Here is a 20,689-nt window from a genome sequence, read left to right on the forward strand (position 1 = left end):
TATTTATAATAGTGTGTCATGTGTGGCATATGTGACATTTGTCCCATTAGGTTTGTGCTTTCATATATATGTTCACAATGATATCTAGCTTTCTATATATTTCTTTTCTATCTACTCTCATTAACATTGCAATGGTATTTATTTTCTCCCCTTGTTTAAGTAATTGAAGTATGTGATAGTTCTTATCATTCGTTATCTTATCTTCATGCTCATCAATGAATGATACTTTATCAATCAACTCTTGTGTCTTACGTCTATCTTTATCATTACGTATCACTCTTACTAATACCTTATCTCCTGTTGTACCTTGAGCCTTAGGCATAGCAGACTCTATACCATACTGGCCTATTGATGTACTATCATACTCATATACTTGATGGTCTATTAGTCTACGCATCCAATGATAGTCTGTGATTAATTGTTTAACTTCTGTTGGTGTATACAAATGATTACCTCCATTACTTATACTTATCTATTCTCGCTTTAATAGCTTTCATCAATTCATCTTGTGTTAGTTCTTTATTCTGTAGTGCTTGATACACTCTTTGGTCTATTGTATTCTCTGTCATAATATGATGAATGATTGTTGTATGTTCTTGACCCTGTCTGTACAATCTAGCATTGGCTTGTTGGTATAACTCTAGTGACCATGTTAAGCCGAACCACACAATGATGTGCCCACCTTGTTGTAGGTTAAGTCCATGACCTGCACTTGATGGATGTGCTAATAGTATCTTAGCTTTACCACTATTCCACTTATCTTTGTAGCCTTTATCATCTAGTGTTAGTACATCATCAAAGCATTCAAGTATTCTAGCTCTATCATGTTTGAAGTTATAGAATAAAAGAATTGGTTGTCCTTGCGCTTCGTCGATTATCTCTTCTAACTTATCTAGCTTTCTATCATGTATCTGTCTAACATCTTCATCATCTGTATATACCGCACCATTCGATAACTGCAGTAACTTCTGACTAAGCGACGCACCACTTTGTGCTACGATTGTTCCATCTGTTTCATCTTCTAAGATGTAGTACTTCTCAAGCTCGTCATATAGCTTACGTTCTTTATTAGATAAAGTAACAACTTGTTTCGTATCTATACGTTCAGGCATATCTAAGTAATCACTAGCTTTCATACTCAAAGCAATATCTTCTATCTGTTTATAGATTAAATCTTCTGAGCCTTCTCTTAGTTCCCAGTTATAAACATGATCACTTACTTGATGTGTAGCTCTGAAGTATCGTTCACGATATCGACTGAATGCAGTTTCTAGTCTTTCGCCTCTATCGATTAAATAAACTTGTGCCCATAAATCAAGTAAGCTATTTGGACTTGGTGTTCCTGTTAATCCAACAAACCTTTTAACTAACGGTAGTTTCTTCTTTATTGCTTTAAATCTTTGACTAGATGGATTCTTAAATGTTGATAGCTCATCAATCACAACCATATCAAATGGCCATTCCTTTTTATATTGATCACATAACCATTTCGTATTTTCTTTATTAGTTATATAGATGTCTGCATCTTTATTAAGTGCTGCTAATCTTTGCTTAGGTGTTCCCAGTATTTTAGATACACGCAAATGCTTTAAATGGTCCCACTTGCTAATCTCATCTGCCCAAGTATCTTTAGCAACATTCAAAGGTGCAATGACTAACATCTTTTCAGTATCTAACAATTGTAATTCACTAAACGCTGTTAAGGTTGATACCGTCTTGCCTAAACCCATATCAAGAAAAAGTCCATACTTTTCATTCTCGATTACTTTATCGATTGCATGCTTTTGATAGCTATGTGGTTGAAAGGTAATTGCCAATTCAGTCACCTACTTTTTTTATAAATTCATTTACTTGTTCTTTAGTCCATAACGTAAAAACTTGATGATCTCTATTGGTTAATTGCTTATGCATGTATTGCTGCAATGGATCAACGCGTCCATTCGGTTGTTTCATCTCAACATAATACGTTTTGCCTTTAGGCATGATGATAATTCTATCTGGCACACCTCTAGTTCCAGGTGATACCCACTTCAAACATAAGCCATTTAACTTTTTAACTTCTCTGACTAAATAGCTTTCGATTTTCGATTCTCTCATTTTCTCACCTGCATAATGAATACATAATTTATATAGGTGTTACTAGTGTTACTGAAAAAAACGTTTCTATATACTTATATGCTATTAGGGGCGCCCTATACTACTACTTACTCCCTAACATTAATTATTAATCTATTAAGCAAAAATAAAGTAACATTAGTAACACTAAAGTCCGAACCCTAGAGCCACAAAGGTTAGAGGTGTTACTTTAGGTGTTACATTTCAAGTAACAGTGAAGTAACACAAGTAACGCCTAGATGTAATATTACAATTTTACTGTTACTTTTGATTTTTAAAAGTAACACCAGTTGTAACAATAAAGTAACACCTAAAAATGAATATTTATACATTTATACTTATATTAAATCGTTTATATCTTCATCTCTAATATAAGCTTTTTGCAATCCATACTCTTTGCCAAAGCGTAATTTGCCTTGTTGATTCCCGTCATATACCTGCCAAGTACCTAACTGTCTTAAAGCATTAGTAATCTTTTTAAGTTCCATTGAACCTCGGCTATCACCTTTATCTTTTCCAAAGCACTCAACAAATATTTCTAAAGCACACACTTTGTCTCTTTGAACTAATTCGCTACTCTGCTCACTAATCGACGCATCACCAAACTTATAAAAATCTCGACGCTCACCTATAGACATGTCTTGCCAGTTCTTAGGAATAGGCGTATTTAGAAACTCTTCAATAATACCTACATAAGGTGATTCTTCAGTATGCTTACTTTGAATAGCGTTCATCTCTTCTTCAAGTTCAGGATCAAGATATAGTTCTTCGCCTTTATCATAATAATGCTTTGCTTCTGCCCAAATTTGGTCGATTTCTTCTTTAGTTAGTTTTGACCATTTAACTTCTACTTTGTCAGGGTTGACAGTCATAGGCCAAAAACGACGACCACCAGTTTCATCTCTTAGGAAATCTACTTTATTTGTAGTACCAATGAAGATACATTGACGTGGAAAGTCTTCTATATAATGGCCATATGCTACACGGAAACGGTCTATTTGTTTTGATATGAAGTGTTTAATCGCTTCAACTTCTGCTTTACGTGTTGCAGCAAGCTCTGCCATTTCCATGAGCCATACACCTTGTAATGCTTCATAGGCTTCTTTACCTGTCACAGATACCAAACTGTCTGAGAACCAAGCACCACCAAGCTTTTTAAGAATGGCTGATTTACCGACACCTTGTGGGCCATAAAGTGTAAGCATATAGTCGAATTTGCATCCAGGCTCCATAACTCTTGTAACACCTGCAGTTAATGCTTTACGTGTTGTCGTGCGATTAACTTCTGTATCTTCAACACCTAAATACTTAATAAATAGACGTTCAAGTCTAGGCTCACCATCCCAAGTTAAACTATTAAGGTAGTTTCTAACTGGATGATAAGCATTTTGGATAGCTACACTGATAATGGCATCTTTTGTTTTGCCGGAATGATGAATTTCATACACTTTTTCAATATAACTACGTAATGCGCTATCATCTCCGTCTTGCCATTGTCTGTGTCGGCTTTCTTTGTTCCATGGTGTTTTCCCTAAGCATTCAATTTGTTTCGTAAATTCATTAAATGCAATCTTGCCTTTTAAGTTAGGATCATTACGTAAAATAATCTCGATATTAGGGATGCTTGCTTTGAAGTTACCTTTTGATGTGATTTCTAACGTTTCATCCCATTCATCATTTGCAGTTTCGATAACGTCGAAGTCATCCATTACATTGCTCATCTTGTCATTGATGAGTTGCTTTTTAACCTGTTCATCATTCTGTGCTTTCGTCTGCATAGCCTTATAACTAGGTAAGCGGTTAATTGGCGTATCGGCTTTCATGTTTTCATCTTGTGCACCATATAGGTGTATACGTATTAAGTCAAAACTGTTAACAAGTTGACCACTGATTGGGTCTGTATTGTGATGTGAATAAGCGAATTTACCGTCTTCATACAAGACTAAACCACCTGCAGTTGACCCTTCATGATACGTGTATCGGTCTGTATTATGTTGGTCGTATAAATCAGGTATAAAAGTCTCAATCGCTTCTTCGATTGTATAAGCTCGACAAAATGCACCAACGATGCCTGGTTTCTCTTCCGGGTTACCTTGCTTGTCTGCTAAATGCTTGGTCTTGCTTTGCTCACGATTAGATGTTGGCCATTCTAATGTGTCGGTCCAATCAACATAATCATTTAAAATCTCATCAGGATCTAATAGTGGTAAATCTTCATAAGTGAAAAAGAACTCAGCATCATTACTTGTTGATGGCCAATACATTAAACGGTGTGGTTGATAGGTTGTATCATCAAAGTATTCCATTCCAACCATATCTGCGACTTTACGACCAACCGCTTCATACTCATCTGCGTTGACGTTACGTTTAAGTGGAATGACTAAGCGTAATCTTGGGCTAATTTCTCTGTGCTTATGTGTTGAATAGACACAATAAGCAAAATCATAGAACATAGAAAGTATGTCGGTCATATCTTGTGCTGCAAAGTCCAAGTCAAGCGTTAACATTGAGCGGTTCATCACTTGTCCGGCTTTACGTTTGCCTTCTTTTAGGTAACCACCAACAAAGCCACCAACGTCTTTAACATCTGCTTGTTCAGATTTAGACATTTTGTTGTAGTCGGCTAAGTCTTCTTTTGTTCTAACCGTTTGAGCAAGCTTTTGCATGAAGTCGGACCAAGCCATGTTGTGATTGTTCCAATGCTTTGATAAACGACTTGCTGCATAAGCATAAGACACATCACGGTCATATTTGAGTTGTTTGATTTGTGTGACTTTGTCCTGCATAATAAGCTCCTTTCTTATAGCTTTTCATGTAGTGCATTTCTAAGCATGTGGTTAATAGTTTCTAGCGTTTCGATTTCTTTCTTTTGTTCGTGTTGTACCATGATTGATATTAGGTATAGTAGCGCTAATAGAATTGTTAATATTGGCCACATTAGTTATCCTCCTTTTCACTTGAGTTGAATGCATCTTCAAATGCTTTAGCAATGTCATTTTCAATTTGACGTCTGAATGAACGGTTTAAATCAATTTGATCATCAAGGATAGAAAAATCATCCGGTGCCGTATCAACTTCATCAGGTTTGTATTTGAAATGTTCATATACTTTAATAAGTGTTTTATATAATACGATTGCTGCGATTGATGTTAAAAATGTTTCGATATATTTATTCATAAGGTATCGTTCCTTTCATAAATGTTTTGGTATACTTAAATTACTTTTTATAGAAAGTGAGGTGATGAGTATTGAGTACTCCTATTAGAGATATAGTTAAAGAAAATCTTTCCAAAGATAAAGGAACGATATTAGTTACAACTGACGGAAAACAATATCCCGATATTGATATTGTTTCTGAAAGTAGTGAATTTATAGTTATTTATCCGATTAAAGGCATTACTGATAAACAAACATTGATTTATACTAAAGATATCGAAAAGCTTAAAACTTTTGACTATGAATAGAGGGCCTAATCGCCCTCATTTTATTTTTCTAATACTTCCTTAACTTTCTCTAAAATATCCTTACTCTTTAAGGTCTGCTTCTTTGATGAATGTGCCATTGATTGTCTTTCCTTTCCTCGTTAAATCCTATAGCTAAATTTTCAATTGCGAACACTAAGATAGTACGCCACTGTTCAGAGGTTAAGTTGGTATGTCTATTATTAATTCGAGTTAAATAATTTATTAAGTCGTTAGGATTATCATACGTTACACCATCAATGGTAATTCCTAAACCAGATATACAATTAGAATTTATTCTCATTATCTTCTCACCCCATTTAAATATATTTATCTTTAAGTTTTAATAACTCATTATAATTAGCTTTGAGTTTTGCTTCTGATACTTCGGTGTCAGTTGAAAACTCATCTATGATCATTTCGGAACTGTGATAGTATTCTTCTAGTAAATAATCAACCAAACTTTCTTTACTGTTTATACGTTTAATATCTTCATTTATATTTGGATTTTTAATTTCTTTTTCCCTTGCTGCTTGTACTTCTTGTTCAGCTTTCTCCATTTCTATTTCTAAGCTTTTATAAAACTCGTCATAAGGTTTATAGTAAATTTCCAATTCACCATTATTATTCGAATACTTTTCTTCAAATAACTTTCTGTTTTCAGGTTCGTCTAAAACTACAACCCATTTTTCTTTTTGTTTAGCAAACATTATTGGTTGTTTTATTCTTTCGAACACTACTCACTCACCTTCTCCTTTAATTCCGTTAATATCGTATTGATCACTCTCCCTAGCAAAATCCTTAGGTGCAGTATCCACATCATCTTCACTCTGCAACTTAACGATAAGTTCGTTAGTTAGATATTTGCTTAGTTCATACATTCCGATGATGAACCATATTTTTAGTATGCGTTTAAACATTCCTACGCACCTCACTTTTAAAATTAATATCTTTTACAGTGATACTATTATGATCTTCTAATAAGTAATAATAACTAGCTAAGAAATCTGCTATAACTATAGGATGCTTAACAGCCATTCCTTGTTGAGTATTAACTCCGGACAATTTTAAAAAATACACGTCGCTATAATTGATTACTGAACAATCACCAACAATCAAGGTGTCATCTTCTATTTCAAACTCAATGCCTTTGCTAATTAATTCTGAAGTTATTATTTTGAAATCACTCATTCCGTTCACTCGCTTTCTTCTTAGCTTCTTCTTTATCCTCTGCCTCTACAATAGAGAGAGTTTCGTTTGTGCGTGCTTTCTCTATATCCGTGTGAATGCGACCTGTGCTATCTGTGAATTCTCTGATTAGGTATTGTGTCACTTCCCCACCACCTCTTTACTCTTTCTTTTTAAATTTCAAAGTCACTACATCTCTAAAATGTTGATTTCTTGTATGAGTTTCTGACAGTTTATAATTAGTTATCATTTCAATAACTTCATAATCTACTAGGTTCAGATGAGATATATGAATATTAGTTTCATCTTTACCGTTAAATAATCTTTTTAATATTTTTATCGTTGGTTGTTCGAAATCTCTCACTTCCCCAGCACCTCTTTTACACGTTGATATATGTCCTTACTCCCCTGTGCTTCCGTATGCTCCACGTTCTGATTCTTCGTCAAACTCTTGCACCTCCGTTGGCTCTGGCAACATCACTGGTGTAACGACTAACTGTGCTAAACGTGTGCCTGCTTTAACTACGATTGCCTCATCACCGATATTGTCTGTGATAATTCCAATTTCTTTGTTATACGTGTGATCAATTGTTCCAAGCGCTACACGTAACTTAGTTTTAAGTGAATTACCTGAACGTGGTCTCACTTGCGCCTCATATCCATACGCTAAATCAATAGCAATGTGTGTAGGTACTACGACTGTACTATGTGCTGGAATAGTTGTATCTTCTGCTACATATAAATCTAATCCACTATCTGTCGGATTTGCTCTTGTTGGCAAGATTGCATTTTCTGATAATAATTTAATTGGTAAAATTGACATTTATTGTTCCTCCCTGTATTTATCTACAATTTTTGTGATTTCATGTGCATAATCATCAGGAGCTACTATATAGTCAACGTTTAAAATCTCATCAAACACCTCTGCCTTCCTTTTCACTTCTGCCATATCATTGATTATCTTGTCGCGTTCTTTTGATACATCATATAAATTACCTTCTATTTCATAACTTAATTTAACTTCTTTATCTAATTTTCTCTCTAACTCTGCATTACGCTCACGCAATTTCTCAAGGTCATCAAGCAATGCGTCATAACTTTTTTGTGATAATGTTACTGTCATTCCACCATAGCACCGTCCTTCCAAATTAAAGTCATTGTGCCGTCGTTATTAATTAAATTAAATGTTTTAGTTTTTGCGCGACTAGAGTTAATTTCGAGTACTTCCTTGATGTTTTCATTCTCGTGATAATCTATAAAAATTTCGTCATCGACACCTGTAAAAATTTCAATGAACATAGGCAAAACTGTATCCTCGTCGATTTCTTTTTCAATTTCGACTGTGAAAGTTTCATTTATAGCAATTTCATGCTCTATCGACAAATTTTGAATTTTATCGAAATACACAGAACCACCATCAAGATTGCTATAAAAAGCCTTATCACTAACTTCATTCTCCCACGCCCACTCAATTAATTCTGGTAATGTCATCTCTACCTTATGTTTAATCTTTGCCATTCCTTACACACTCCCTGTTCCTTTTAATATCGTTCTCATTTACCAACATCGTCACTCTACTTCCTGCTACCTTAACCACAAAGCCATTGACACCTAGCTTGCGTAACTCCTGTTGTATCTGTGTAGGTGTCTTGCCTTGTGTAGCATAGCGATAGCGTTGGTTGATTGTATCGCTAAGTATCATGAGATTAACTCCCTGCATATCTCATCAAACGTTTGAATACCTCTGCCATCAGTGACATCCATGATTACGCCATACACATATTGATTGATACTGAACTCTGCACGATCTTGTTCATCTGAAATATGTCCCGTTCCTTGTCTAATGTCAGTACATTGGACGTAAACCTTAATATCCTTCTCACTTGCTCTTTTAAGGTGCTGTGCGTACCCCATTTCGCAAATTGTCCCTTGTGCATGAGGTAAGTAGTCGAATATCATTACATCGCTTGTTTCCATGCCTAATGTGTCATTAAACACAATGCGTTCTGCTAGTTTATCTTGCTTAGCGTTTTCTTTATCATTGATATCCTTATCGTCGTGTGGTGCGTAGACTTTAAAGCCTAATCGCTGTAATTCTTGTTTCTCCCACTCACGACGCATCTGTTGCCCTATACTTAGCATGTCGCCACCTAAATAGATCATTGTTAGTCCACCCACTTTTCAAATGCACGATTTAAGTACCAACGTGCCTTGTCTAAATCTTCTTTACCATTTTTATGATTGGCACGACTGATATATTTGATTGCATTACCGATACTAAACGCTAATTCTGGTTTGTAATCTTTCGTTACTTGTTCAATAAAATCTATGACTTCGATGTCGCCGTATGTGTAATGTTTTGGCTTATTCACCATGTCTTGTCCTTCCTTCATGTCCACTTTACGTGTGAATGGCTCATCAACTCTCACAAAGTCATCGTTATCTGTAAGTGTGAATTTATAACCACCTGCATTCTCTACCTCTGCATACCAAATTGTTTTCAAACCTTTTTCTTTTGCATACACACGATTGACTATGGCCGTTTGCATAGCAGTAACACCTTTAAATGTTGCTTGGAACTGAACAATATTATCTACTTTCAAATCAATTATTCTTACATTTTCCATTCCGCTACCCCCTTACCTTTGGAAATATGTCATTCTCCGATAAGTATCTAAACCACTTACTGTTCACTCTATGCTTAGCAACCTCACGTTCTGCACGTTTAGCCCTAGCAATACGTTCTTCTCTACGTTTACGTTTCAACGCTCTTTCGTGTCTAATTTCTGCTTGCTGTATCTCGTATAACTGCTTAGCTGTTAATTGCTTTTCATTTCTTTCGTACGTCTGCACCATATTCATATACTCCCTTACCATGTATTAATTCTGGACCGCGTAATCCTTCGTCATATCTCTTACGAACCGTACTATCTGATACATCAAAATATTTGTACACATCACACAATCTGTAACGTTTACCGTTTAAATTCACTTTCGGCATTTCTTTTTTAACTTCTATAACGGCAGTAGCTCCAGGTTGGTATTTAAAAATATGTTTTAACTCGACATCTTGCCCGTCTTCAGTTTTAATATCGAAATTGCCATAATCTTCCATCGCTTCAACTAAATCAGTAATTAATTCAACTGCTGTTGTTGCCATATCAATCACTCCTAATCTTTCATATAGAACGGGCTTGTAAATCCATCACTATTAAGGTTTAAACCTTTAGCCCATTCCACTGGTTTGCTCATTAATTTTTCTATTTTTTCAAGTCCATTAGATCCTACTGGTACTTCAACGATAATCTCATCATGTACATGACCTACGATTTGAAAGCCTGCATGTTCTATTCGATACATTGAGATAGCTAATAAATCTCTTGCCGTTGCTTGTACAATGTTCTCCACAAGTTTCCCACCGTATGTTGATAACTTTGTCCATTTGCGATTTAGGTCTAATCCCATGAAGTTAACAACTGGTGCGCCCCAATCGTTCTCACCTAGTCGCGCTTTCGGATAAGCTAATGCTCTGCCACTTGGTAGCTCTATCATTAAAAAGCCTTTATTCATATAGAACGTTAAGCCGTGCGTCTTATGGCGTTGGCGGGTTTCTACCGTTTTAATTGCAGCATCTTGGCACGCTTTCCAAAAGTTAACAATGTTAGGGTTAGCTTTACGCCAACTATCAACCAAGCCTTGTAACTCACTCTCATCAATGCCCATATCCAGTGCGCCCATAGCTTTTAAAGCACCAGGCCCACCTTGATAACCTAATGCAAGTTCTGACACTTTACCTTTTTGTCTGAGCGGGTCGCCTTTTTTAATTGATTCAACAGGGACGCCAAACATTTGAGATGCAGACGCTTCATAAATCTTGCCGTGTGTGTTAAACACATCTAAGCGCCATTGTTCTTTGGCATACCAAGCAATAACTCGAGCCTCGATGGCTGAGAAGTCACTAACTGCTAACTCATGACCGTTTTCTGCGGTAAACGTTGTTCTAACTAACTGACTTAATAAGTCTTGTGGGTGTACATCTAATAGCAGTTCTAAGTCATCAAACTTTTGTTCTTTGATAAGTTCTCTAGCTATATCAAGTTCTGTATCAGAGATGTAGTGCTTGGTTAAGTTTTGCAGTTGTACGCCCCGGCCTGCCCATCTGCCAGTGCCTGCACCGTAGAACTGGAATAAGCCACGTACTCTTTCATCACGACACATCATGTCATGCATTTTGTTGTATTTTTTAACGCTTGTTTTAGCCATTTGTAGCCTAATCTCTAGCATTTGTTTTGCTTTGCCTGTGGCTTTCTTTAGATACTCTTGAACGGTTTTCTTTTGTAAGTTTGGAATGTCTAAGCCTTGTTCATTATTGAGCCATTCAAGTAATTGACTTGGACTGTTTGGATTGTCTAATCCAGTTATCTGCGTTGCTTGTTTAAGTAATTCATCTTTACTTAACTTATCTAGCTCATTAGCACCTTCCATTAAAGTCTTTGATAACTTAATGCCTCTATCATTAATACGTTGATCTAAAGACCAGTATTTTTGTTCTGTCTCAGTTACTTCAAAATCACTTATCTTTTTAGCAATATTCATTTCTACTTCAACATCTCGAATACAGTAATCAATAAATTGTTGCCACTTTTCAGGATCATGTTCAGGTAAGTTACGAGTACGACCGCCATTCACTTTTGTTGGTTTACATGGAATTGAGAAATATCGAATTAAATTCTTGCCTGTTTTATCTTTTTGTTCCTGTAAATGGAGAACGGATCCAACCTTATCAAGTGATGCAGGTAAACCAATGCGTGTTGCGTTAACCATAGTGCATATCCATTCTTCAGGTGGCATAGGTTCATTAAAATGTTTTGCTAAACACGTTCTTTCGAAATTTGCGTTAAAGGCATATTTTTTTACGTTAGAGTCAAACAAAGCAATTTTGAATGTTTCAAAGTCTGCATGATAGGGTTCGTTATCAACTTTCGTCATATCAATAGCACTAACAGGTCCACCATCAATTGAGTAAGCAATGATTAAAATTTCAAAGTCTTCCGCTTCTGTATATTTATAGGCACCACACTTTGAGATGTCGTTACTACTATAGGACTCGATATCAATGTTCATGTACTCCATGTGCGTTCACCTCTTAAGTTTTAAAATTAAAGCGGGGAAAACCCCGCTAGTGTGCTAAATTAAATCGTCTTCATCTGTGTCTAATTCGTCGAAGTCATCTTCTGCAGCACTTGCACCGCCTAAAGGTTCTCCTTTTTCAACCAATTGAATGTTATTAAGCCCTACTGCAATTCCTTTATTACCATTGGTATTAAATGGATATAAGTTTAGTGATGCTCTAATGTAATCTCCACTTACAACCGTACTAGCGTCTGTAAGTCGGATTTTATTTTGGTCAACAATACCAGGTGCGCTTTTGCTTGATGCGTTTAAAAAGTATGCATCTTGATAGTTAAGATCATCTTCACGTTCAATGTCTCCATCTCTTAAAGGGGTTTTTAAGTTTCCGGGTACCTTACCGCCAAACTTAGACGCTTTACCATTTTCAATTGCTTCATCAACTGCTTTTTCAATTGCATTGATTGTGCTTGTTTCTGACTTTGGAATGATTAAACTTACTGAGTATTTAGCGTCTTGCCCTTCTTGCATACTATGAGGTTCAAAGATATGTGCGTATGATGCTCTCACTTTACCTGTAATCACTTTTGTTCCATTTTGTTTTGCTTTCATAATTAAAATTCTCCTTTTGTTTTATATTTGGTCAAAATCATCTTCGGCACTTTGCTTAATTGCTGGTCGTCTATCAGACGCTTTGGCAAGTGTGAGCTTACCTTGTGGCTTAACAATGTAGTCACTGGCTAAAGTGTTAAATGATTTTTTACCGACTAATTTTTCTAATTTCGTTAGGCTAAGTAACTTTGTTTCTGTAACGTTTTCAGGCTTATAGCCCTCTTTAATTAATAAATCTTTAATTGCTTTTTCATCTGTCATCTTACGTTGTGAACGGCCTTCAACGAGTTTCCAACCGTCATATGATTTATCGTGCTCAGACATCTGTTCAAGCGCATAGCTTTCAACTTCATCTGCCCATTTCTTAATATCAGGTAGCTTATAAAGCAGCTCGGCTATTTCATCATCACTTAATAAGTGAGCCGGTTTATTTGGTACATCTTGCATGTATCGAGCACGTTCTCTACATGAATGTTTAATCTTACAGAACCTACAATGCTCACCTGCTTTAAATTCACCCTCACCATTAAAAGCAAGTTCTGCTCTAGGCCTTACATACTCTAAGCCCCAATCAACGAGTGTATTGATTTGAAGTTCTTCAGTTGAAAAGTTGTCGAGTCTAGGTTGAATAATCGTCATTTTTACTGTGTGGATGTCATATAGCATGCTTAAAAGTTCATAAGCACCTAAGCCGTAAAGTCTAAGTTGTGGGTTATCGATTGCTGATACTTCAACACCTTTACCATATTTCAAGTCAATGATTTCTAGCACACCGCCTGAATAGATGATGACGTCACCTGTGCCGAACGATTCAGGAACGTATCGACCTAAATCCAATCTTGTTTCGAACATGGTAATGACATCACTATCTCTTGCTAAAGCTTCGTTGTATTTTTCTTCAACTTGATCAACATATTCTTCAACATATTCTCGTAATTCTTCTGAATAATATTGATTGTGTTGATAGTTGTTGAAAGCTTTATTAAACTCAAAGTCTGTTAAATCTTCATATTGATGTTTGAAATACAACTCACTTAATTCATGTGCAAAGGTTCCTTCTTCTGCAAAGACTGAAGTCTTATCACCTATACCTTCACTTGCTTTAATACTAGGTGGGCAGTTAAGCCATTGTTTAGCACCACTTGCACTCAATTTGGCATGAGCACGATTTGTGTGGTCTAACTTCATGCGCTTAATCTCGCTTTCATGAAATCAACTATCTCAGGGAAATCTTTTTCGGCAACAGTTGATAGCTTGTTAGCGCCTAATTCTGATAGCTTTTCTTTAAATGCAGCTTTATCTGATTGGTCGCCTGATTTCAGGAATTCTTTTCCGAGATTTAGAACGTAATCTTTTGAGAATGATGCGTCATTTTCTTGTTCAGGTTCTTCTTTAGGTGTTTCTTCCTTTTTAGGTTCTTCAGTTTGTGGTTTTTCTGATGGTGCTTCTTTAACTACGTTTTGCACTGTACTTGTATCTACAGTTGACATTTCTACTCGAATTGCACTTAAGTTTTTATTTAGTAGTTTTATTTCTTTTAGTAATTCTTCTAATACGCCCATTGCGCATACCTCCTAAAAATTGTAATATTAGGGTATATATGAATTTGAAACCCTTTAATTTGACTAATGCGTTCTGCCAAACGCGTTAGTCTTTTTTTACGTAGTAACAAGTGTCAAAAAACAAATATGTTAGCATTGATGTTAATAGCGCATATGCAGCTGCACTAGTGATAAATACATTCAATGCAATTAGCAGTAAGAAAAACACTGCAATAAACATAAAGCCTGTTAATATAAACGTTTTGTCATTTTTAGACATCTTTATCACCTCCTTAAAATAGCTTCGAAATGTTCATCTATAAATGCGTTCATCTTCCTAGCATTAAATCGCCAACGGTTAAAATCTTCATTAGGATAATGAACAATCCCTTTTTCTTTGAGCTCTTTCATGAATTTAGGATTGTAAAGCAACTTATCTTTAACCGTGTCATCAGATGACATCTTGAGTTTTTGCTTTAAATCTTTCATGTCCCATATCGGATTTAATGTTAGATTTTGTAAATCTTCATATTCCGTTTTCTCAATTAATACATGTGTGTCGGGTATTGGAATTGAAACACTTAATGTTTGTTGCATTTATTACACCTCCTTAACTTCACTAAAAGTGAAGTGTGATTTAAAATTTTTTGCTAACTCTTAACAAGTCAGCGTTAATACCATAAATGTAAGCTAAAGCGTAAACAACCATGCTTTTAGGCGTTACATCCCCTTTTTCCCACGCAATATATTGCGCCCTAGAAACCCCTAGTTTATCAGCTATTTGCTCTTGCGTATAATCAAATTCGTTACGAGCGCCCTTGAGCGAAAAAGTCTCTATTGTGTCAGTCATGTCTCCACCTCCTGTAAGGTATGTACCTAATTTACTACACTAAAAGTAAAGTGTCAACACATTAAGTAAACTTTTTCAGAAATATACTTTACTTTTTGTAAACTTTTTAATATACTTTAGACAACACTTAAATAAGAAGAGAGGCAACAAAATGGCTAAAGAAATTCTTTCACAAAATTTAAAAAATCTTTTAGAACGTAAAGGTAAAACACAAACTGATATGGCAAAAGATTTGAATTTAAAAGAATCGACTGTAAGTAGTTGGATCAATGCGGTTAAATATCCCCGAAGAGACAAAATCGAACTACTAGCAGATTACTTTGGCGTTATGCCCTCTGATATCACAGAAGATAAAGCTTTACAACAAGACACAGTTGCAGCACATTTTGATAAAGAAGATTTAACAGAAGAAGAAATGAAAGAAGTTCAAGATTTTATTAAATTCATTAAAAGTAAAAGAAATTAAAAAGGGTGTTTTGATGGGGAGATATGAAGAATTAGTAGCAAAATATCCAAATTTACATATAAAAGAAACAAGTATGCTACCCTGCTTTCAATCCGGGATGTATGTTAATGGGGAAATATACATTAATAAAGACAGAGATACAAGTACAAAACTAGAAACACTAGCTGAAGAAATAGCGCATCATAAAATATCTTACGGCAACATACTAGATACTAGTAAAACCATGAACCGTAAATATGAACTCAAAGCACGACGGCTTGCAAGTGAAATGCTAGTCACGCTAAATGATATCGTGGAAGCTTTTAAATTTGGCGTTCATAATTTATTTGAACTTGCTGAGTATTTAGAAGTGACTGAAGAATTCATATTAAATGCAATACAACACTATAAAAAGAAATATGGTTTAACAGCTCAATGTGGAGATTACGCAATTCAATTTGAACCACTAAGAGTTTTTAAATATGAAAATATAGAATAAAGGAGGGTAGCTAAAATGAAATGGTATAAAAGCAATTGGTTTGTTATTTTAAGTCTTATATTTTTCTTCCCCTTAGGTTTATTCTTAATGTGGTATTTTAAGAAGTGGAGTCTTATGGCTAGAATAATTGTGACTATCGTCATAGCTATAATATCAGTTATTAGCTTTTTAGTAGATCCACCAGAGAGTAATAACACTATTAATTTTGATACACCAAAAGAAGTAAGCACTAAAAATGAGAAAAATAATAATGCTAAACCCAAGACTAGCAATGAAGAAAAAATAAAAGCAAGCGTTAAAAAAGAATTAAACACGGGTGAAATTGAAATTATCGGCTATTCAGAAGGTCATGCCAATATCTTAATTAGCACTTCATCCAATGTTAGTGAAAACATGACAAGTAAAGAAGTTAAGCATATTTTAGGCGACACCTTAGTAGGTTTACAAAAATCTAAAGTAGATTTAAATAGCGCAAATGTTGGCGTAAAAGTGGACGGCTCTCGTGTGGTTTCAAGCAAATGGTCTAAAAAATCTATTCAAAAAGCAGAAGATTATAAGTACAAAATATATAAAGACCCGAGTAATTTTGCAGACCAATATACTAACAATATTGAATAATGCTCTATTAGATAGTACATAACAAAATTAAAGGAGATATAAAATGAAAAAGTTTTTGTTTTTAGTTTTCGCAAGTTTATTAGTCTTAGGTGCATGTGGTAACAGCGACTCATCAAATGAAGATGATTCTGATAAGAAATCAGAAACAAAATCGAATGATCCTAATAAAGATAAAGACAAGTCAAAGGATAAAGATAAAAAGAAAGAAGATAAAGAAAAATCTTCTAATGAAGAGAATCAAAATAGCCAAGAACAGTCACAAGAACAGCAAACTAACACACAAGAACAACAGCAGACACAACAAGCGGCAACTCAGGAACAACAAACGCAACAAAACAATGAGTATGATAGCACAAAACACAGTGACGAATACAATGCCAGTCACCCGGTTTCAACTGATGACGATTGGACACCAGAAGAAAAACAACGCGCTCAACAAGGTTCACAACAAAGTTCTCAAGGAGATGGTTATGACCCTAATAATCCATATATGAACATGCCTAACCAAGAATGGAGAAAAAATACTGGTGGTGGATTGTCTTCAGGAGAAATGCAAACAAGAAATGAAATTTTAAAAGGTACTTATCAAGGTGATGACGCACAACAAGTACTGGATGCTATAAATTATTACGAACAAAAGTACAGCAAATAAATATTGGGGTAGCCCGCCTACCCTTATTATTTTTTTACCTTTTTTGAGGAGGGATAACATGCAAACACGATGTTATGACGGTAAAAAATGGCAATATGAATTTAAATATGAAGGTAAACGATATCGTAAGAAAGGTTTCAGAACAAAACGTGAGGCAAATTCTGCAGGGTTAGATAAGTTAAGTGAGTTAAAGCAAGGTATTGAGTACGAACCTAATTTAACACTATATGACTATTTTAAAACCTGGTGCGAAACGTTTAAAAAGTCAACAGTGACGCCTAAGACATACAAGTCTTATACTTCTGCTATAGAACACATCAATAACCACCCTATTGGTAAGAAGAAATTAAAAGACATTTCAAGATACCACTATCAAGATTTCATCAATGAGTTTTCAAAACATCATTCTAAAGAAACTATTAGAAAACTAAACGGCTATCTTAGAACGTCATTAGATGATGCAGTATATGAGGGACTTATATCTAAGAACCCAACTTTTAAAGTGAGTTATAAAGCTAATAACCCAAATAAAAGTGAAGATAGTAAGTATATCAACCTAAAAGACTATGAATTGTTAAAACAGCATTTGATGACTAAAGACAATGCGTCATCACTTGTATTATTCATCATGATTTGTACTGGTTGTCGCATAAGTGGTGCTTTGAATCTAAAACGTGAATATATTAACCAAGTTAAAAGTGAAATATATATTGATGAGCATAAAACGGATTCGTCACCTCGTTATGTGTCCATTAGTCAAAAGGATATGAATCATATTATTAAGTCTATTGATCAATTACCTAGAACAATTGACGGAACTATATTTGGTGAACTAACAAACAATGCAGTTAACAAACGTTTAAAAATATATTGTAACAATTTAGGTATCAAAGAAATCACTTCACATGCTTTACGTCATACTCACTGTTCCTATTTATTAGCTAAAGGTATTTCTATATATTACATTTCGAAAAGACTAGGACACAAAAATATATCAGTAACCACAGAAGTTTATTCACATTTACTTGAAGAAACTTACAAAGAAGAAGATGAAAAAGCAACGCAAATAATAAGCGCAATGTGATTTTTAGGGACCCATTAGGGACCCAAAACCCCATGAAACCCGTCGTTATAAGGTTTATAGTATCCCTCCCAGGACGCTATTAACTAAAAATTACATATATTTTTAGGTTGAGAACGCTGTTATGACGGCGTTCTTTTTATTTTGTCTTGTAATTAGATACCATAGAAACTAAGCTAAACTGCACCAAAAATAGAAAAACCCGCCATGTTATGACGAGTTTCTGAGATAATATTGTTATACTGTTAGTTTAAAAATTTTCGACACATATTTGACACGTGATCAACAACTTTTTTACCTAAATAATTTAGTTTTTAATGTAAGTATTAAATTAATTATTGAAATGACTAAAGTGACTATTGCTAAATAAAACGTTAAAGACGTTAGTTTTTCACTTCTCAATTTAAAAAACTCCTTCAATATTAATATTCTATTAACCAATATTGTATTCATTGGAATAAACACTTAGGAGTTAATTAAATGCTTAAGTGTCTATAGATCAAACTTCAAATTCAATCGTTTCTATAATATGATTATCTCGATTTCTATAATTTAGAATAGCACTACCATTTACTTCATCAATAACGAGTTCGGCAAACGTTTCTTCAATACTACTGCGAGATTGTGATATACTGCCTGGATTTATGACATGTACACCATCTAAATACTCATATTTTGCAACATGAGTATGACCATAAAATGCAAATTGACATCCCTGAGATTTAGCTTTTTGTGCTAAATGCATACGAGTTTGATTAACTGAATACAAATGACCGTGAGTATATATAGCCTTTATACCTTTAATTTCCACTTCTTCTTCATTAGGAAATTCAGGATAAAAGTCACAATTCCCTTTTACTCTTCTATATAGGCTTAGTTCAGTATCATTATATTCAAATTCTGAATCCCCTAAATGTAATAAAACATCAGCATCCTTATGCACTTCATATAAGTGATATAAAATACCAGATTCTGTATGATTGTCACTGACGATAAGCCACTTTGTCATTACTTCTCACTCTCCAAATAAGCATTCAATTTCTTAATTGCATTACCTCTATGACTGATTTCACTCTTTTCTGTTGTAGTAAGTTGAGCCATAGTTTTACCTTTTTCAGGCACATAGAAAATAGGATCATAACCAAAACCATGTTCACCCTGTCTTTCAGTAGTAATCACTCCAGAAACAGTACCTTTGAAAGTTTGAGTAGTTTCATTAGGTGCACTCATACTAATGACGCAAACAAATCGTGCATCTCGATTTTCGATACCATCTAAATTTTTTAATAATTTATCAATATTAGCATCATCACTCTTATCTAATCCTGCATATCTAGCTGAATAAACGCCAGGTTCGCCATTTAGAGCAAATACCTCTAATCCACTATCATCTGCTATCACACGTTTATTCAATACTTTTGCAGCTTCTTCAGACTTTAATCGTGCATTCTCTTCAAAAGTTGTTCCCGTTTCCTCTACATCAAAGTCTTTTATTAGTTCTGATATACCTATCACATTGTCATTGGGAAAAATTGATTTAAAATCATTAATTTTACCTTTATTATTTGTAGCAATTACGATGTCTGCCATTCATATTCCTCCTTGATTATTCATCTACACTGATGCGTTCAACTTCAACATCTAATTTTAACCATTGTAAAATGATATTTTTAATATGTACTGTATCTCCAGTAGCAAAGAATCTATGCTCTGGATGTTGTGTATAGCTCGCATGTTCATTACTAAAAGTTAATAAAGCACTAACTTCACGTGCTGTTTCTAATCCAGAGGAAATAACCTTTTTCTCTCCTCCAAAATAATCATTTATAGGCTTATATAACAATGGATAGTGTGTGCAACCTAAAATTATCGTATCTGCATCAGTATTTCTCCACTGCTTTAACGTTTGATGAATGACAATACTTGTAATTGTAGGATCATCGTAGCGCATTTGTTCAACTAGTGGAACAAACCCTGGGCAAGCTACACCATAAACATGGACGTTTGGATTAATGTGCTTAATATGATGTCTATACGCCTCAGATTTAATAGTTCCTTCAGTCCCTAAAATTAAAACATTTTGATTTTTAGTAGTCATAATAGCTGTTCTTGACCCTGGCTCAATAACTCCAATAACTGGAATAGGCAACATTTGTTGCAAATGTTCTAATGCTACAGCGGTAGCTGTATTACAAGCTATTACAAGCATTTTAATATCAAATTGCATTAATTTATTAGCAAGTTGAGTAGTAAATTGTTTAACTTCATCACCAGGTCTTGGACCATAAGGACATCTTGCAATATCCCCTAGATAGTAAATTGTTTCGTTGGGTAATTGACGCATGATTTCTTTAGCAACTGTCAACCCACCAACACCTGAATCTATAACACCAATTGGTTTATTCATCTTCATTCATCCTTATAACACATAATACATTTATTTTATCATATACATGCTAAGAGTTTGACTAATCCGATTAAGCATTCATATACATAA

At 34.7% G+C, this 20,689-nt stretch carries 36 protein-coding genes; 6 read left to right on the forward strand and 30 right to left on the reverse strand.

The annotated features are described in order from the left end of the window. Window positions 1–46: 46 nt before the first annotated feature. The 6 genes from EQ029_RS08310 to EQ029_RS08330 all read right to left on the reverse strand — a co-directional run bounded on the left by EQ029_RS08310 (window position 47) and on the right by EQ029_RS08330 (window position 5,292). Window positions 47–445 carry a hypothetical protein gene (locus EQ029_RS08310; protein ID WP_048668027.1) on the reverse strand — a complete coding sequence of 133 codons (399 nt, stop codon included), beginning with the start codon at window positions 443–445 and terminating at the stop codon, window positions 47–49. A gap of 13 nt (window positions 446–458) precedes the next feature. Then, the gene (locus EQ029_RS08315) at window positions 459–1,826 is read right to left on the reverse strand and encodes an SNF2-related protein (RefSeq protein WP_103261990.1); all 1,368 of its coding nucleotides are present in this window, start codon (window positions 1,824–1,826) and stop codon (window positions 459–461) included. Next, window positions 1,819–2,097: a VRR-NUC domain-containing protein gene (locus EQ029_RS08320; protein WP_057504729.1), complete on the reverse strand. Its 279-nt coding sequence runs from the start codon at window positions 2,095–2,097 to the stop codon at window positions 1,819–1,821. The genes EQ029_RS08315 and EQ029_RS08320 overlap by 8 nt, the downstream gene beginning before the upstream one ends. 356 nt (window positions 2,098–2,453) lie before the next feature. Further along, window positions 2,454–4,901 (reverse strand): virulence-associated E family protein, encoded by a 2,448-nt coding sequence (locus EQ029_RS08325; RefSeq protein ID WP_057504728.1) that lies wholly within the window; start codon window positions 4,899–4,901, stop codon window positions 2,454–2,456. Between the two features lie 14 nt (window positions 4,902–4,915). Then, the gene (locus tag EQ029_RS12590) at window positions 4,916–5,053 is read right to left on the reverse strand and encodes a DUF1514 family protein (protein ID WP_154625793.1); all 138 of its coding nucleotides are present in this window, start codon (window positions 5,051–5,053) and stop codon (window positions 4,916–4,918) included. Continuing rightward, window positions 5,053–5,292 (reverse strand): hypothetical protein, encoded by a 240-nt coding sequence (locus EQ029_RS08330; RefSeq protein WP_053016403.1) that lies wholly within the window; start codon window positions 5,290–5,292, stop codon window positions 5,053–5,055. The genes EQ029_RS12590 and EQ029_RS08330 overlap by 1 nt, the downstream gene beginning before the upstream one ends. 71 nt (window positions 5,293–5,363) lie before the next feature. On the opposite strand from EQ029_RS08330, the gene EQ029_RS08335 reads away from it, so the two are divergent. Beyond that, window positions 5,364–5,579 carry a hypothetical protein gene (locus EQ029_RS08335; RefSeq protein ID WP_048668022.1) on the forward strand — a complete coding sequence of 72 codons (216 nt, stop codon included), beginning with the start codon at window positions 5,364–5,366 and terminating at the stop codon, window positions 5,577–5,579. Window positions 5,580–5,646: 67 nt separating this feature from the next. Here EQ029_RS08335 and EQ029_RS08340 read toward each other — a convergent pair whose 3' ends face one another. The 21 genes from EQ029_RS08340 to EQ029_RS08435 form a co-directional block, all read right to left on the reverse strand. Further along, entirely contained in the window at window positions 5,647–5,880 is a 234-nt protein-coding gene (locus tag EQ029_RS08340) for a hypothetical protein (RefSeq protein WP_057504727.1), read from the reverse strand. A 16-nt stretch (window positions 5,881–5,896) separates the two neighbouring features. After that, window positions 5,897–6,313: a hypothetical protein gene (locus EQ029_RS08345; protein ID WP_057504726.1), complete on the reverse strand. Its 417-nt coding sequence runs from the start codon at window positions 6,311–6,313 to the stop codon at window positions 5,897–5,899. A gap of 3 nt (window positions 6,314–6,316) precedes the next feature. Beyond that, window positions 6,317–6,496 (reverse strand): transcriptional activator RinB, encoded by a 180-nt coding sequence (rinB, locus tag EQ029_RS08350; protein ID WP_057504725.1) that lies wholly within the window; start codon window positions 6,494–6,496, stop codon window positions 6,317–6,319. Next, window positions 6,489–6,767, reverse strand: coding sequence for a hypothetical protein (locus tag EQ029_RS08355; protein WP_057504724.1), 279 nt, complete (start codon window positions 6,765–6,767; stop codon window positions 6,489–6,491). Before EQ029_RS08355 ends, rinB begins: the two co-directional genes overlap by 8 nt. Continuing rightward, window positions 6,760–6,909 (reverse strand): DUF1381 domain-containing protein, encoded by a 150-nt coding sequence (locus EQ029_RS08360; protein WP_115172240.1) that lies wholly within the window; start codon window positions 6,907–6,909, stop codon window positions 6,760–6,762. Before EQ029_RS08360 ends, EQ029_RS08355 begins: the two co-directional genes overlap by 8 nt. Before the next feature lie 15 nt (window positions 6,910–6,924). Next, entirely contained in the window at window positions 6,925–7,128 is a 204-nt protein-coding gene (locus EQ029_RS08365; RefSeq protein ID WP_057504723.1) for a hypothetical protein, read from the reverse strand. A gap of 36 nt (window positions 7,129–7,164) precedes the next feature. Next, window positions 7,165–7,587 carry a dUTP diphosphatase gene (dut, locus tag EQ029_RS08370; protein WP_048668103.1) on the reverse strand — a complete coding sequence of 141 codons (423 nt, stop codon included), beginning with the start codon at window positions 7,585–7,587 and terminating at the stop codon, window positions 7,165–7,167. Then, entirely contained in the window at window positions 7,588–7,887 is a 300-nt protein-coding gene (locus tag EQ029_RS08375) for a hypothetical protein (RefSeq protein WP_057504722.1), read from the reverse strand. It abuts the gene before it with no gap. Continuing rightward, window positions 7,884–8,282 (reverse strand): hypothetical protein, encoded by a 399-nt coding sequence (locus tag EQ029_RS08380; protein ID WP_057504721.1) that lies wholly within the window; start codon window positions 8,280–8,282, stop codon window positions 7,884–7,886. The genes EQ029_RS08375 and EQ029_RS08380 overlap by 4 nt, the downstream gene beginning before the upstream one ends. Continuing rightward, window positions 8,269–8,466, reverse strand: coding sequence for a hypothetical protein (locus tag EQ029_RS12780; RefSeq protein ID WP_057504720.1), 198 nt, complete (start codon window positions 8,464–8,466; stop codon window positions 8,269–8,271). Before EQ029_RS12780 ends, EQ029_RS08380 begins: the two co-directional genes overlap by 14 nt. Beyond that, window positions 8,463–8,927: a nucleoside 2-deoxyribosyltransferase gene (locus tag EQ029_RS08390; protein WP_057504719.1), complete on the reverse strand. Its 465-nt coding sequence runs from the start codon at window positions 8,925–8,927 to the stop codon at window positions 8,463–8,465. Before EQ029_RS08390 ends, EQ029_RS12780 begins: the two co-directional genes overlap by 4 nt. Window positions 8,928–8,929: 2 nt before the next feature. Then, window positions 8,930–9,391 (reverse strand): DUF3310 domain-containing protein, encoded by a 462-nt coding sequence (locus EQ029_RS08395; RefSeq protein WP_057504718.1) that lies wholly within the window; start codon window positions 9,389–9,391, stop codon window positions 8,930–8,932. 4 nt (window positions 9,392–9,395) lie between these two features. Beyond that, on the reverse strand, window positions 9,396–9,620 hold the full coding sequence (locus EQ029_RS08400; RefSeq protein ID WP_048668014.1) for a hypothetical protein: 225 nt from the start codon (window positions 9,618–9,620) through the stop codon (window positions 9,396–9,398). After that, on the reverse strand, window positions 9,595–9,924 hold the full coding sequence (locus tag EQ029_RS08405) for a hypothetical protein (RefSeq protein ID WP_057504717.1): 330 nt from the start codon (window positions 9,922–9,924) through the stop codon (window positions 9,595–9,597). Before EQ029_RS08405 ends, EQ029_RS08400 begins: the two co-directional genes overlap by 26 nt. Before the next feature lie 11 nt (window positions 9,925–9,935). Continuing rightward, window positions 9,936–11,888, reverse strand: coding sequence for a DNA polymerase (locus EQ029_RS08410; protein ID WP_103261992.1), 1,953 nt, complete (start codon window positions 11,886–11,888; stop codon window positions 9,936–9,938). A gap of 63 nt (window positions 11,889–11,951) precedes the next feature. Beyond that, window positions 11,952–12,506, reverse strand: a complete 555-nt coding sequence (locus EQ029_RS08415; RefSeq protein WP_057504716.1) for a DUF2815 family protein — start codon at window positions 12,504–12,506, stop codon at window positions 11,952–11,954. A 21-nt stretch (window positions 12,507–12,527) separates the two neighbouring features. Then, entirely contained in the window at window positions 12,528–13,694 is a 1,167-nt protein-coding gene (locus tag EQ029_RS08420; RefSeq protein ID WP_048668010.1) for a DUF2800 domain-containing protein, read from the reverse strand. Next, on the reverse strand, window positions 13,691–14,068 hold the full coding sequence (locus tag EQ029_RS08425; RefSeq protein ID WP_048668009.1) for a hypothetical protein: 378 nt from the start codon (window positions 14,066–14,068) through the stop codon (window positions 13,691–13,693). The genes EQ029_RS08420 and EQ029_RS08425 overlap by 4 nt, the downstream gene beginning before the upstream one ends. 85 nt (window positions 14,069–14,153) lie before the next feature. Further along, window positions 14,154–14,327, reverse strand: coding sequence for a hypothetical protein (locus EQ029_RS12595; RefSeq protein ID WP_154392785.1), 174 nt, complete (start codon window positions 14,325–14,327; stop codon window positions 14,154–14,156). Between the two features lie 5 nt (window positions 14,328–14,332). Beyond that, window positions 14,333–14,644 (reverse strand): DUF771 domain-containing protein, encoded by a 312-nt coding sequence (locus EQ029_RS08430; protein ID WP_053025720.1) that lies wholly within the window; start codon window positions 14,642–14,644, stop codon window positions 14,333–14,335. Between the two features lie 40 nt (window positions 14,645–14,684). Then, entirely contained in the window at window positions 14,685–14,897 is a 213-nt protein-coding gene (locus EQ029_RS08435) for a helix-turn-helix transcriptional regulator (RefSeq protein WP_053025721.1), read from the reverse strand. A gap of 151 nt (window positions 14,898–15,048) precedes the next feature. Here EQ029_RS08435 and EQ029_RS08440 point away from each other — a divergent pair, with 151 nt between their 5' ends. From EQ029_RS08440 to EQ029_RS08460, 5 genes are read left to right on the forward strand one after another with little or no spacing between them, the layout of a single operon-like run. Further along, window positions 15,049–15,363, forward strand: coding sequence for a helix-turn-helix domain-containing protein (locus EQ029_RS08440; protein ID WP_053025722.1), 315 nt, complete (start codon window positions 15,049–15,051; stop codon window positions 15,361–15,363). Window positions 15,364–15,376: 13 nt separating this feature from the next. Continuing rightward, complete coding sequence (locus EQ029_RS08445) at window positions 15,377–15,841, forward strand: ImmA/IrrE family metallo-endopeptidase (protein ID WP_053025723.1); 465 nt, start codon at window positions 15,377–15,379, stop codon at window positions 15,839–15,841. A 15-nt stretch (window positions 15,842–15,856) separates the two neighbouring features. Then, window positions 15,857–16,459 (forward strand): hypothetical protein, encoded by a 603-nt coding sequence (locus tag EQ029_RS08450; protein ID WP_053025724.1) that lies wholly within the window; start codon window positions 15,857–15,859, stop codon window positions 16,457–16,459. A 43-nt stretch (window positions 16,460–16,502) separates the two neighbouring features. Continuing rightward, on the forward strand, window positions 16,503–17,111 hold the full coding sequence (locus EQ029_RS08455) for a hypothetical protein (protein ID WP_057504715.1): 609 nt from the start codon (window positions 16,503–16,505) through the stop codon (window positions 17,109–17,111). A gap of 58 nt (window positions 17,112–17,169) precedes the next feature. Continuing rightward, window positions 17,170–18,195 (forward strand): tyrosine-type recombinase/integrase, encoded by a 1,026-nt coding sequence (locus EQ029_RS08460; RefSeq protein WP_057504714.1) that lies wholly within the window; start codon window positions 17,170–17,172, stop codon window positions 18,193–18,195. 496 nt (window positions 18,196–18,691) lie between these two features. Here EQ029_RS08460 and EQ029_RS08465 read toward each other — a convergent pair whose 3' ends face one another. From EQ029_RS08465 to racE, 3 genes are read right to left on the reverse strand one after another with little or no spacing between them, the layout of a single operon-like run. Beyond that, window positions 18,692–19,201 carry a YfcE family phosphodiesterase gene (locus EQ029_RS08465; protein WP_011276086.1) on the reverse strand — a complete coding sequence of 170 codons (510 nt, stop codon included), beginning with the start codon at window positions 19,199–19,201 and terminating at the stop codon, window positions 18,692–18,694. After that, on the reverse strand, window positions 19,201–19,782 hold the full coding sequence (locus EQ029_RS08470) for an XTP/dITP diphosphatase (RefSeq protein ID WP_011276087.1): 582 nt from the start codon (window positions 19,780–19,782) through the stop codon (window positions 19,201–19,203). The genes EQ029_RS08465 and EQ029_RS08470 overlap by 1 nt, the downstream gene beginning before the upstream one ends. Window positions 19,783–19,798: 16 nt before the next feature. After that, on the reverse strand, window positions 19,799–20,599 hold the full coding sequence (gene racE / locus EQ029_RS08475; RefSeq protein WP_011276088.1) for a glutamate racemase: 801 nt from the start codon (window positions 20,597–20,599) through the stop codon (window positions 19,799–19,801). Between the last annotated feature and the right edge of the window lie 90 nt (window positions 20,600–20,689).

The sequence above is a fragment of the Staphylococcus haemolyticus genome, assembly GCF_006094395.1.
Taxonomy (GTDB): domain Bacteria; phylum Bacillota; class Bacilli; order Staphylococcales; family Staphylococcaceae; genus Staphylococcus; species Staphylococcus haemolyticus.